A 12,891-nucleotide genomic window follows, 5' to 3' on the forward strand; every position below is an offset into this window, starting at 1 on the left:
CACCTATAAAAGCGAATAGGTATTCTAGCAGTTCAAATCTATTACGCCGAACTCGATTATTAATTAAATGTCTTTCTGGCAGGCTCACGTACAAACAAGACGGCCATCAGCCGCAACAATAACGACATTATGGAGAATGACACATGCGCTACCTGCTGACCCTGCTCACGGCATTTACTTTGATCCCCACCGCGCATGCCTTTGACCGTGCCAAGCTGATGGATTCTTTTTTCTCGATTGTGATGATCCGCGGCTATAACCAGAACGGCAGCCTAGCCTATGGTTCCGGCGTGATTGTGGCGCCCAACAAGGTGCTGACCAACTGTCATATTTTCCGCCAGACAAAAGAACCCTGGGTTTCCCGCGGCGAAGATACTTACCCCATTGCCTCGATACAAGCGGATCGCTGGCATGACCTATGCCTGATCACGACAGATAACTTGCCATTCAAACCTGCCACGCTAGGCAAAGCCTCCGACATGAAAAAGGGCGAAGAGGTCATTGCTATTGGTCACTCCAGCGGGTCTCCCGCCCCCGTCACCTCTCTGGGCAGCGTGAAATCTGCATATCCGCTGGATGATGGCATTATCCTACGCAGCACTGCCCGCTTTGCCCTTGGCGCGAGCGGCAGTGGTTTGTTCAATGAAGAAGGCCAGTTGGTTGGCATCAACACATTCAAAACCATAGGTCGCGTCGCTTACTTCTATGCAGTCCCGATTGAATGGCTAGACAAGGTGGCTCAACACCCCGCAGAAAGCGTCATGCAAATTACCGGCAAAGCGTTCTGGGAAGAGGAAGAAGACACCAAGCCTTACTTTCTGCGTATCGCCGTCCCCGAACTGCAGGAGGACTGGTTGAAGCTGGAACAGATTGCCCAGGGTTGGACTCAGGCCGAGCCCAACAATACCGAGGCTTGGTACGAATTAGGTTGGGCTCAGGAAAAACTTTCACGCCTAGATGAGGCGGAAAAGCACTATCGCAAGTCGCTAATGCTGGACGCCAACAATACCGATGCCTTGTTCCGAATTGGCGTTATTGCCAACGAAAAAGGCGACAAGCAGGAAGTGCACAAAATCAGCTTGGCTTTACTCAGTCTGGATAAAAATATCGCAGAGGAATTCGGCAATACGGTTGGTTGCAAGCTTGAATGCTGAAAAGCTGAGCATGAATTTCATGACAAGCACATGAAGGAACCATCAAAAAAACGCGCTGCCAGTTCCGCAGGATGGGTTTTGTGAGTAAAATTAGCGCTTTATCACTCACCCCCATTCAAGGAAGTTACTTTGGAGCCCTTAGCTTTACCGCTCTCGCAGCGCGTTCAAACCATCAAAGAATCCCCCACTCTGGCTGTGACAGCACGTGCCGCCAAGCTAAAAGCTGAAGGCCGCGACATTATTGGTCTCGGCGCTGGCGAACCTGATTTCGATACGCCGCAGCATATCAAGGATGCTGCCAAGAAAGCCATCGACAGTGGCTTTACCAAGTACACACCGGTCAGTGGAATTCCTGGGCTGAAAAAAGCCATCGTCGCGAAATTCAAAAATGAAAACGGCTTTGACTACACCGAAAAGGAAGTGATTGTCGGGGTGGGCGGCAAGCAATGTATTTTCAACCTGGCGCTGGCTGTGCTCAATCCAGGCGATGAGGTCATTGTGCCTGCGCCTTACTGGGTGTCGTATGCCGACATCGCCATGGTGGCAGGTGCCAAGCCAGTGATTATCGAGTGCGGCATTGAACAAGGCTTCAAGCTGACCCCTGCGCAACTCGAAGCCGCCATCACGCCGCAGACGCGCATGTTCATGATCAACTCACCATCCAACCCAACCGGCTCGGTATACACCCTGGCCGAGCTGCAGGCGCTGGGCGAAGTGCTCAAGAAGCATCCGCAGATTCTGGTCGCCACCGATGATATGTACGAACACGTTAACCTCACCGGCGAAAAATTTCATAACATCCTCAATGCCACTCCTGAGCTGAAGAGTCGCTGCGTAGTGCTGAATGGTGTGTCCAAAGCCTACTCCATGACTGGCTGGCGCATTGGCTATGCCGCTGGACCTGCTCACATCATCAAGGCCATGGAGATTTTGCAATCGCAATCCACCTCCAACCCAACCTCCATCTCGCAAGTCGCTGCGCAAGCCGCGCTTGAAGGCCCACAGGAATGCATCACCCCCATGGTAGAAGCTTTCCGCGAACGTCATGAATACGTGGTGAACCGCTTTAACCAGATGCCTGGCCTCAAGTGTATCAAGGCCGGTGGCGCGTTTTACGCCTTCCCCGATGCTCGCGTCGCCATCGCCAACCTGCACAAAGCCGGCGTCATCAGCGACACCACCGATATGGCGTTGTCAGAATACCTGCTGGAAAAAGTCGGCGTCGCCGTGGTTCCCGGCTCTGCATTCGGTGCTGAGGGGTATTTCCGCATCTCGTTTGCCACTTCCATGGAAAACCTGAGAAACGCCCTCGATCGGATTGAAAAGGCACTTACTGTTTGATTATAAAAGCATAAGACAAGGCGGTTTTTAGCCACATTTTTCAGCAAAAAAACAGTCCGTTTTACACGCTGTTTTTTGCACAAAAATGTTGACCGAAGCCCGCCGAGTCTTTATAGTAGCGCCTTCATCGATTCCCCGATAGCTCAGTCGGTAGAGCAACGGACTGTTAATCCGTGTGTCCCTGGTTCGAGCCCAGGTCGGGGAGCCAAATATGAAAAAGCCCACAGTCTTGTGGGCTTTTTTTCCGATGAATTTAACCGATATTCCCCGATAGCTCAGTCGGTAGAGCAACGGACTGTTAATCCGTGTGTCCCTGGTTCGAGCCCAGGTCGGGGAGCCAAATATGAAAAAGCCCACAGTCTTGTGGGCTTTTTTTATATCTGAGCCTTCACTTAAAACCCGAATTTCCCATTCTGATTCTTCCAGTCTGGCTTCGCAGGTATCGTTTCCATGGTGTCCCAGTGTTCAGCGATCTTGCCATTCTGCACGCGAAACAGATCGTAGAAGGATGTCGGCTTGCCAGCGAACTCCCCTTCACTGATTACCAGCACAAAATTGCCCTCGCCCAATACCTTATGGACCTGGGTATATTTCATGGTGATGCCCTGCTCCGCCAGGTATTTAAGCGCAGCACCCAAGCCTGACAAGCCATCCGCAATCGCAGGGTTATGCTGGATGTAATGATCACCGTCAAAGTAAGACGCCAGTTTTTCCAGCTTGCCGTTTACAAGGACATCGTCAACAAAATCGGAAACAAGTTTTTTGTTAGACGCTGTTTTTTCAACATCCTTGATGGTGTTATCACCATCGGTCATGCTGTGGCCGCTAGGATTGGGGGTTGACGGTGTTTCCTGCAAATTATCCCAGTGCTCGACTATCTTTCCATTCTCAAAGCGGAATACATCAAAACCGATCTTGGGCCCGAAAAAATTGTATTCGGTGTGGGTAACGACAAAGTCACCATCCTGCAAAACCCGGATGGTATTTACTTTGGCGCTGCCAACTGGCAATTGCTGCAAAACAGCACCAAACCCCGCCAGGCCATCGCCGACACTGAGGTTATGCTGGATATACTTTTCGGCATTGATGTAAGCCACTGGCTTCATGTCGCCAGTCTCTATGCTCTTGAGTAATTGAACGACCTGTTCTTTGATGGGTACTTGCATAGCGGTTTCCTTTTTTCCAGATGGTGAGGCGGCGTAAGCGTTCGGCGCCAACATTAATAAGCACGCCGCGACAAGCGGCGTTATCTTGCCAACATACATATTCATAAAAAACTCCAGGATAGACTTGAACACGCAAAAGAAGATGCGAGGTAATATTAGGAAATATAAGGCAGTAACCCTAGGTAGTTTTTGGCTTATTTATGGTAAATAAAAGACATTTCATGATGGCAGCAACAAAAGACAGGGGTATATCACGTCAGGCGCTGGAACGCGTTTCCTTCACCCCTCCGACGTCTTATGGCCTGGACATCGAAGTCATTTCATTTGCCGACTTGAGAAAACGCATCCTGGAAAACAGGTTCCGGCAGGCTCATCAGATCAATTTTTACCTGCTGATGCTGATCACCCAGGGGCACTGCATGCCGGTGGTGGATTATCTGCCGATTGCATGCACTGCTGGTTCACTGGTATTGATGAGCCCGAACCAGGCTTTGCAGTTTGATCTGAATGATGGTTGCGATGGGTGGATCGTCATTTTTCGGGCAGAGTATCTGGCATCCACTAATGAAGATGCAGGCGGAAGCGTTTTCCTGACAGACGCCATACAAGGCATGCCCGCCTGCCTGAGCCTGACGGAGTCGTCCCTGAAAACCATCTGCTCATGCTTGGCGCAAATGGCGATGGACGCACAGACCCTGAATGCGAAAGCAATGACCAATGCTATGCTAAGGTTCACCTTGAAAGCCCTGCTGCTGCGCTTGCTGATGCTGGGCGAGCAGGCAATGGATGCGGAACCCGATGCAGCGCACTTTTCCCGTTTCAGGCGATTCAGAAAACTGGTTGAAGAAAAGTTTTCCCATCAACACGCTGTAGCTGATTACGCTGCAGAGCTTGGCTGCACAGTAAAAAGTCTGACCAGGGCAAGCCAGGCAGCGGTGGCCATGGGGGCAAAAGAATATATTGCGGCCAGAATCAGCCTGGAGGCCAAACGCTTGCTAAGCCATACGCAAATGCAGATCTACACCATTGCGGATCAGCTTGGATTTGACGAACCCACCAATTTCGTCAAGTTTTTCAAACGCAATAGCGGGATGGCGCCGAACGCATTCAGAAAACAGAATTACTCTATTTATAACTAACAGCCAGCGCCAGGAGTGTTGATGAATGCTCACGCGGGCCAGCACTTGCCCTTATGGCACCTTGCTGCTTGAAAGCGCGCCGACATCAGGATTTTTGAATAGCCACGCATCTTTTGCCGTACATGTCTCGGTCTTCATTTCAAAGGCGATCAACAAACCACAGAACAGATCATCATGACTTAATGGCGCATTCTCATAGAGTTTTAACATGCTGACCGGGTAATCAAAGTTCTTGCCGGCCCAGAACACGGCTGGAACGTGCGTTTGCTCAACCGGTGCCGTGGCGTAAGGTGCCGCATGCAGGTATACGCCCTTTTCGCCTAATGACTCCCCATGGTCGCTGACATAGAACATGGCGGTGGCATGGGTATTGTCGTATTTCTTCAAGAAGTCGATGATGCTGGCCAGGAAGTAATCGGTATACCGAACGGCATTGTCATACCCGTTGTTGATTTCCTCGGGTGTACAGCTACGCAGTTCGCCTGTCATGCATACGGGTTTGAAGTACTCAAAAGCCTTTGGATAGCGCCGGTAGTATTCAGGTCCATGGTTGCCCATCTGGTGCAGCACAATCAGGATATCCTTCCCCTTGTGCCCCTCAATATATTTGTCAAGTCCAGACAACATGCCGATATCGCGACATTCTGTATCACATGCAGGATTGAAGGTGGGACTCTTGAAGTCTTCGTATTGGACGCGGGTGGCCACGCCTTTCGAGTCGGAGTTATTATCCCGCCATAGAACTTCCACCCCCTCTTCCGACAACACATCCAGGGCGTTCTTATATTGCCCTGCCTTCTGTCGAGTGAAATGCTCACGGCCTAATGCTGAAAACATGCAGGGAACTGACTCACCGGTGGACGTACCACAGGAAGTAACATCTTTGAAACTGATGACGTCGCGTTTTGCCAGCTCAGGATTAGTCGGCCGATGGTAGCCATTAAGTGAAAAACGATCAGCTCTGGCAGTTTCGCCCACCACCAGAATGACAAGCTCACTCTCGCGATGGGTGCCTACCTCCTGGGTATCTGCAGCACTGTCTTGCAGCGTGGTTTTCATCGTTGCCGCTTTTGCAAATTGGCTGATATATGAAAATGCGGAGTAGGTCCAACCGGTAGGGTTGGCATATAGACGCGTGATTTTATGTTCTTTAACGAAATTGGTGAAATTGGCGGGGGCAATGGCAATTGCCAGCGCCATTACAATCACAAGCCATAAGGTGAGTTTTAGCCTGGAGACCAATTCTGGCTTACGCCCGGCAGAGAGCGGCCAATAACGAACGATGAGGATAAGCGGCAACGCACCAAAGGCAAACAGCCGTAGCAACATGCTGGGGCTTATCAAGCCTGCCATTTCCTGCGGATTGGTCTCAAAAATGTTGTTGATCATAACCACATCGATCACCACCCCGTAATGATCCATGTAGTAAGCCGCAAGAGATGAGACAAACACAAAAGCAGCCAATATCCACTTGCCAATCTTGCCGTGGCATACCCATAGCATGAAAAGCACGATGCTTAAGGCAAAAAACAATGCAATGCTGATGAAATGCAAAGCGTTGCTGCTAAAGGCAGTACCCAGCGGATATATCTCAAGCAATCTTGCCCACAGAGAAAGATTGGCTGTCGCGAAAAGGAACAGAGAAGCAATTGCGATAAAGCGGGTTTGGCGGGTAAAAATGGTCATCACCTTATATTGTTATACTGAAGCTACCCAACGCCTGACACGTTGAGGGATACACTCCAAATCCTGGCTTACGCTCAGGCATTAGCTTCAAGGCGGAACTAAACAAAAAGCCTGCATATTGCAGGCTCTCTTTATTATGTTGAGTCAGATTAAATCGTTTTACTCAGCAGCAATTTGTTGCTTGTGCATCAACCGCTCAAGATAAGCAATATAACGCATCAGGCGGGCTTGGGTTTGCGGCTTGACGTCAACATACGAGAATCCAGCGCGAAAATGCCGTAGTGAGGTGCCCTCGTTCATTTCCAGTACATTTCTTACCAGCATGGTGACATTGATTTCACCAAACTCGGGAACAACAAAATTACATTCATGATACGTTGCGCCAACTTCCAGCGTACTGTGCTTACTTTTGGGTAATACCAACGCCAACCCTGCGATGCTGATATCAAGCACCGGGAATGAAGGTGCGCTTTCCGTCATGGGGATGGTGCAGAGCAGCCCCGGTGGCGGGATGCGGAAAAACTCACGCTGATTGTGTTCTGGATGAATCATGGTTTTTTATCATTGAATTAAAGTTATTACAAAACCGAAAGTCGTTTTCCGGCACGCCCTGACGCATCTGAAAACGATAACCCTTGAATAGGATTCTATCAGGTATTTTTCGTGCTTGAATGAAAAATGCCACGCGAATATCTCGCGTGGCATGTCTTTTACATTTCGACTTCAGTTGTTACTGAGCTTTGCGAAACTCGGCAGCCCCCTCTTGTGCCGCCTGTTGGATTCGCTCTTGCACAGGAACCAGCAATTTCTGGCTTTCCAGAATAATTTGCTGGGTGACCGCAGGCATTTTATTCATGGAAGATTTTCCTGCCGGCGTTTTATAAAATGCCGTCAGCGCATTTACTTCCTCCTGGCTGAAGTTCTTTTTATAGAGACTGGTATAAATACTCTGGAAATTTTCCCAGGTCATGACTTCGGCCATGATGTTGGAGATTTTTTCCGACGTCGCATTCAACACTTTTTCTTGTTGCGGATTCAGCTGTCGCCCGCCCAATTGCCCAAGAATCGACGCTTTCACCGAGGTAGCATTCTGTGCCCGGATTTTTTCGAGCATCTGTTTGGCGTTCATGGCGTCCAACAAGTTTTTAATAGACTCATCGGTGGGTGCACTTTCTGCTGCCAGCGATTGCAGAGAGATGAACAAAGCAAAGATACATACGATAATACGTGTCACGTGACCTCCTCTAGAGTATGTCGGTTAGATCGCAAAAAGCCCGATGCAGGCCACAATCGAACATAAATCATACTCTAATGCGTACCACTGGGGTATGCACTTGATGAGGAGATCTGGACATCACGCCGACAGCTGTTTCTTTGAAGATGCTTTAAGGCCTTGAACTTGAAACCATGAAGTCACTTGCCATGCGGTTCAGCGTTTCTGGTTTTTTCACTACCAGTCGCATGCTTTCCTTTTCTACGACCCCTTCACTCACCAACAAGCCAAGCGCACGAGAGACGGTTTCTCGACTGGTGTTCACCATGATGGCTACTTGCTGATGCGATGGAAAGTGCTCGACATAGGACTGATTGCTGGCCATGCGCGAAATCAGTAAAAAAACCCGACTATACGCATTGGGTACCCCTAGCAAACAACGAAAATCCGTCACCACTCGCATGCGATGACACATGTCTTTCAACATGCGCTCTGCGACTTTCGGTACATGGTTGACCAATGTGTTGACCTTGCTTTTGGGTAACGCCGCAATCAGCGACTCAGAGACGGCGAGAATGGAAGCCGCTCGCGGCAAATCGTCCAATACAGAAAGCTCACCGAAGTAATCGCCGGGGGAAATGAAACTTAGCCCGGTCTGTCGGCCTTCTGCCGAGATGTCTACCACCATCAGTCGACCACTCAGCAAAAAGAACAGTTCGCCCGCCTCGTCCCCTTTGTGGCAGACGAAGTTCTTTTTCTCAATCCGGAACATCCTGAAATATCGATAATACTCTTCCAGTAATGGCTGGGGCAGCCCTTGAAGTAAAGGCAGCGCTTTAACTTGTGTAATACTCATGTGAACCCCTATAGACGCTTGGTAACCTGCTTTATAGTTATTTGCGTATCCAACCAGCACGATTGCCACTGGCGAATGCACAACCCGGTAAAACGTTGCTTCATCGATTTTCTTATTGTGGGTTTGCCATACATTTGCCTAAGCAACCCAGCCGTTGTGACGCTCGGCAGCGTTGCTTAGGCAAATGTAAGGCTAGCAGCAGATTTGCACCTCAGCTATTGGCTCAAGGTGCTATATGAGAGAGTTACAAGAAAGAGTTATCCCGCAGCGGGATGAAGAAAAAAACACGGAAACATACGAAGACCAGGCAACCTAAAATATTAATCAAGCATATGATTTTAAATATTTAATATACATTCACATTTCAAAATTTCATTATTTCGCGCGTAAAAAGGCAGTTAGTAGTCAGAGTTAATCCACCATGGAAAAAATCTGGTGGGATGAAAAATTTGGCGAATTAATTACGGGATATTCAGCGCTTGATCGCGCCAAAGAAGGGGAAGCATTAGCCCAGATAAGGCAGCTGGACCGAGATTTCAAACCCGACAGGAGAAATATTGCGAGCGGATATTTTGCCGCCATGCATCTCGACCACCTGCTTGGCCAAGGCAAGTCCGATACCGTGACCATCGGACCCGAGTCCAGAATTCGCACGGTAAAATGGCTGAAAGATCGTTTCCAACTCATGGGGTGCAACGCCCATGCCCTGATCACGTATACGGATTAGTACCATACGTAAAGCAGGGTCACTCGTGACATCAATATCCACATCACTACCATCTGGACCATACTTGAGGGCATTGCGCACGATGTTTTCGAGCGCACGATGCAGCAAATCCGGCTGCGCCTCCAGCACAAAATCGTCGTGTGGCAGCAATCGCACTTCTATCTTGCGATCCTTGGCTTCAAATTGGGCATCTTCCGCCAAGGTAAACAGCAGATCGCTAAGATCAATCCGCTCTTTATGGATGTTGGTGACGCCGGATTCCAGGCGCGAAAATGCAAGCAGCTCACCTACCAGCTTATCCATGCGTATGGACTCGCGCTCAATACGCTCCAGCGAGCTAGTGACCTTTTCCGGGCTTTGCCGGGCAAGGCCAATCGCCATCTGCATGCGTGCCAGCGGCGAGCGCAATTCATGCGAAACATGATGCAATAGCCGTGATTGCCCTTGCAGCAGGGCTCCCAAGCGAGATGCCATCGTATCAAAATCGCGCCCAAGATCGCTCAGTTCATCGCGGCGGTGGCCCATAGAACCTGCCACACGCACTTCCAGATCCCCCTCCGTCGCGGTAATAAACGCCTGCCGCAAACTACGTATGGGTTTGGAAAAATACCATGCCAGCAAGGCAGCAAACACCAGACTGGCGATCACCCCGGCAGACAGGGGTACCAGTGGAAATACACGCCAGAAGCGTGAGCGCATGCCACCATTGGGCGGCGGCGGCCTGTCATCAGCGCGCTCGCTTGGAGGTGGCTGATGCATGTCGGAGGGGTCGTGCATGTCGGGAGGTGGTCCGTCCGGACCGCCCATTCCCTCATTGGGTTGAGGTTGTCCGCCGCGAGAACGCGCGGGTACAAATAGCATATATTGATGCCCATCATCTGCACGAATACTGCGCACAGCCTCGTCTTTATCAAGTTGCGAGATGGCAAGTTGCAATAACTCGGGAGAAACCCTGCGCTGTAACAGATCTTCACCTGCTTCATTAACCACATAAATCTGCGGCATGCGGCGCTGTGGCCAGCCTTCCAGCATTTTGCGTGCTGCACCCACGCCACCATGCTCCAGCGTGGCCGACACTGCAGCCAATACCGACATGGCAGGTGGACTTGCTTCAATCAGCGACCGGGAATTTTCCAGACTGCGGTTGTGTGCCCACACGGCCAGACCAACACCAAATACCGATGTCAGCTGTGCGAACAGGAAAAAGAAAAAGAACTTCCAGTAAAGCCGCCCCATAATTATTCGCGGACGAGCTGATAACCCATACGGTAAACCGTTTGTATGTAGTGGCGGCCATTGGCATAGGCGTCAATTTTCTGGCGGATACTACTGAGATGCACATCAATGCTGCGATCAAACCGGGCGAGAGGACGGCCTAGACCTTGCAGGGAAAGATCGCTCTTGCTGACCACGCGCCCGGCATGGCGCACCAGCACCTCCAGCAGGTTGAACTCGGTGCTGGTGAGCTCCAGCAGGTTACCGGACCACTCAGCGCGACGCTGTTCCGGCCATAGCGTCAATGCCCCAACCGTAATCTGCACTGGCTGTGCATTATCCGCAGGCTGGGTACGACGTAAAATAGCGCGGACTCGCGCAACAATCTCCCTGGGCGTGCATGGTTTTGGCACATAATCATCAGCCCCCAATTCGAGCCCCACGATACGGTCAGCATCCTCGCCTTTGGCCGTCAGCATCAATACCGGCGTATTCTTTTCAGCGCGAATGGCACGCAAGGTATCAATGCCATTCATCTTGGGCATCATCACATCCAGCAAGATCAGATCATAGGTATCGCGCAAGGCTTGCTGCGAGCCAGACTCCCCATCGTAAGCGACGGTTGGCTCAAAGCCCTCCTGCTCAAGGTATTCCTTCAGCATTCCTACCAATTCAACGTCGTCGTCAATCAGCAAGACTTTATTCATGGCGTAAACATCATTCCTATTTTTGATCATTCGATGATGATAACGAGCGAAGCAGGCTTGAGACAACGGCACACCCAGTCTTTTACCTATTTTTACATACAAAACACAGCAAGGGTTTACCTAATTTAACCTCTATTTAACAGAGGTTTACAGGCAAGTTCGGCAGAATGGCTACGCACTTGCCGGTCATCATGGCCGACATGACTATCAGCTCAGGAGAGATCATGAACACTAGCACATTATACAAACTCACTCTGGCCTTAGGCTTGATGGGCCTCAGCCTGCCACTATTGCTTCAAGCACAACCCTTGCTGCAGGATCGCCCTGCCCCTGCGCTTGAACGCCTGAACGCGGCGCCCCTGCCAGACAGCAAGCTATCCCCCGGCTTGCCACCCTATCTGCGCGGCCTGGATCTTAGCGAAGCGCAGGAAGATCAAATATTCGCCTTGATGCATGATCAGATTCCCGCTCTGCGCGAACAGCAGAAACAACGCCGTCATGCGCTGGATGATCTTGAAGCCCTATCCAAGGCCAATACATTTGATGAGCGCAAGGCGCAGCAACTGGCAGAAAAGCTGAGCGAGATTGAAAAGCAATTTATATTGTCCCGCGTGCACAATGACTTCAAGATCAATGGCATATTGACTGCAGAACAACGGAAACAACTGGAAGAAACCAAAGCACAATTCGGCAAACACAAGCCAAAAGAGCCAGTAAAATTCACACCTCAGAACAGCAAAAAACCAGCTTTGACCTTGATGTAAATTCAAACTCAATGCTACGCAATCCCGCTTTATCATGCTGATTTAGCGGGACTTTATCCTTAACATTGTTTTACCAAACTTAACACTTGCAAGTCGAAAAAACAGAGCACTTTGGCCGATACTAGTCCATGTGGACACGGTATGGCCCGCCATATCCTTGTTTCCACATTGTTCCGGGGGGAGCAGTAAAAACAACAAGGAGAACAATGATGATATCTAGCGTTTCTACATCACAAATTGCCAGTAGCCTGTTTTCAAAACTGGACACCAAAAGTCAGGGCTATATAGAAAAAACCGATCTTGAGTCGGCGTTTTCTTCCATTAGCTCGGATAGCAGCAGCAATGTTGACGATCTTTTCAGCGCGCTCGATAGCGACAGCGATGGCAAAGTTACCAAAGACGAAATGACCTCTGGCATCGACAATCTGTTGAGCGGGCTGAATAGCCAGTTTGACAGTATGCGCATGCAAGGCGGCATGGGCGGTTCAGGTGGCCCGCAAGGTATGCCGCCACCTCCACCACCTCAGGGCGGCGAAGGCACGGAAGACACAGGCCTCACCAAGGATGAGGTGACCAGCATTGCATCCAGTACCGATGACAGCAAGCTTTCGAGCCTGATGACGGATATTTCCGAAAATTTTGAGGCGGCAGACACCAATGAGGATGGCAAGGTCAGCATGCAGGAAGCCATGGCTTACAAGGAGTCTAGTGACAAAGCCAATGGAAGCAGTACGGATAGCACCGAATCCACGAGCACTTCTTCCAGCAACTCAGCCATGAGTCAGATAACGCGACAAATTCAGCAATTGATTTCTGCGTATGGACTCAACGAAAGCACCTCGTCCAGCTTGTCTTATTCGGCATAAGCAGGAGTTAAAGCCCTGAAAATAAAAAGGCGCGGTTATCTCACCGCGCCTTTTTTA

Annotated in this window: 12 protein-coding genes and 2 tRNA genes; 7 read left to right on the forward strand and 7 right to left on the reverse strand. The window is 50.1% G+C overall.

What is annotated here, in order from left to right; translation table 11 throughout:
- Positions 1-143: 143 nt before the first annotated feature.
- The 4 genes from LG204_RS11080 to LG204_RS11095 all read left to right on the forward strand — a co-directional run bounded on the left by LG204_RS11080 (position 144) and on the right by LG204_RS11095 (position 2,835).
- Positions 144-1,154: a trypsin-like peptidase domain-containing protein gene (locus LG204_RS11080; RefSeq protein WP_230337326.1), complete on the forward strand. Its 1,011-nt coding sequence runs from the start codon at positions 144-146 to the stop codon at positions 1,152-1,154.
- A gap of 129 nt (positions 1,155-1,283) precedes the next feature.
- Entirely contained in the window at positions 1,284-2,495 is a 1,212-nt protein-coding gene (locus tag LG204_RS11085; protein ID WP_230337327.1) for a pyridoxal phosphate-dependent aminotransferase, read from the forward strand.
- Between the two features lie 132 nt (positions 2,496-2,627).
- Positions 2,628-2,703: transfer RNA gene (locus LG204_RS11090), tRNA-Asn, on the forward strand.
- Positions 2,704-2,759: 56 nt separating this feature from the next.
- A tRNA-Asn gene (locus LG204_RS11095) sits at positions 2,760-2,835 on the forward strand.
- 52 nt (positions 2,836-2,887) lie between these two features.
- Here LG204_RS11095 and LG204_RS11100 read toward each other — a convergent pair.
- On the reverse strand, positions 2,888-3,661 hold the full coding sequence (locus tag LG204_RS11100) for a nuclear transport factor 2 family protein (RefSeq protein WP_230337328.1): 774 nt from the start codon (positions 3,659-3,661) through the stop codon (positions 2,888-2,890).
- A 221-nt stretch (positions 3,662-3,882) separates the two neighbouring features.
- Here LG204_RS11100 and LG204_RS11105 point away from each other — a divergent pair, with 221 nt between their 5' ends.
- Positions 3,883-4,800, forward strand: coding sequence for a helix-turn-helix domain-containing protein (locus LG204_RS11105; RefSeq protein WP_230337329.1), 918 nt, complete (start codon positions 3,883-3,885; stop codon positions 4,798-4,800).
- Between the two features lie 51 nt (positions 4,801-4,851).
- Here the strand turns inward: LG204_RS11105 and LG204_RS11110 are convergent, their stop codons facing one another.
- From LG204_RS11110 to LG204_RS11135, 6 genes are all read right to left on the reverse strand, one after another.
- Complete coding sequence (locus LG204_RS11110; RefSeq protein WP_230337330.1) at positions 4,852-6,486, reverse strand: phosphoethanolamine transferase; 1,635 nt, start codon at positions 6,484-6,486, stop codon at positions 4,852-4,854.
- A gap of 159 nt (positions 6,487-6,645) precedes the next feature.
- A complete protein-coding gene (locus tag LG204_RS11115; RefSeq protein ID WP_230337331.1) occupies positions 6,646-7,038 on the reverse strand; it encodes a flagellar brake protein in 393 nt (130 codons plus the stop codon).
- A gap of 178 nt (positions 7,039-7,216) precedes the next feature.
- Positions 7,217-7,720 (reverse strand): DUF2059 domain-containing protein, encoded by a 504-nt coding sequence (locus LG204_RS11120; protein ID WP_230337332.1) that lies wholly within the window; start codon positions 7,718-7,720, stop codon positions 7,217-7,219.
- Between the two features lie 151 nt (positions 7,721-7,871).
- A complete protein-coding gene (locus tag LG204_RS11125) occupies positions 7,872-8,555 on the reverse strand; it encodes a Crp/Fnr family transcriptional regulator (protein WP_230337333.1) in 684 nt (227 codons plus the stop codon).
- Between the two features lie 505 nt (positions 8,556-9,060).
- Entirely contained in the window at positions 9,061-10,518 is a 1,458-nt protein-coding gene (locus tag LG204_RS11130) for a HAMP domain-containing sensor histidine kinase (protein WP_230337334.1), read from the reverse strand.
- 2 nt (positions 10,519-10,520) lie between these two features.
- Positions 10,521-11,204, reverse strand: a complete 684-nt coding sequence (locus LG204_RS11135) for a response regulator transcription factor (protein WP_230337335.1) — start codon at positions 11,202-11,204, stop codon at positions 10,521-10,523.
- A 224-nt stretch (positions 11,205-11,428) separates the two neighbouring features.
- Here LG204_RS11135 and LG204_RS11140 point away from each other — a divergent pair, with 224 nt between their 5' ends.
- Entirely contained in the window at positions 11,429-11,968 is a 540-nt protein-coding gene (locus tag LG204_RS11140) for a Spy/CpxP family protein refolding chaperone (RefSeq protein WP_230337336.1), read from the forward strand.
- A 206-nt stretch (positions 11,969-12,174) separates the two neighbouring features.
- Positions 12,175-12,834, forward strand: a complete 660-nt coding sequence (locus tag LG204_RS11145; RefSeq protein WP_230337337.1) for an EF-hand domain-containing protein — start codon at positions 12,175-12,177, stop codon at positions 12,832-12,834.
- Positions 12,835-12,891 lie beyond the last annotated feature (57 nt).

The organism is Methylovorus menthalis, assembly GCF_020523625.1.
Classification (GTDB): Bacteria; Pseudomonadota; Gammaproteobacteria; order Burkholderiales; family Methylophilaceae; genus Methylovorus; species Methylovorus menthalis.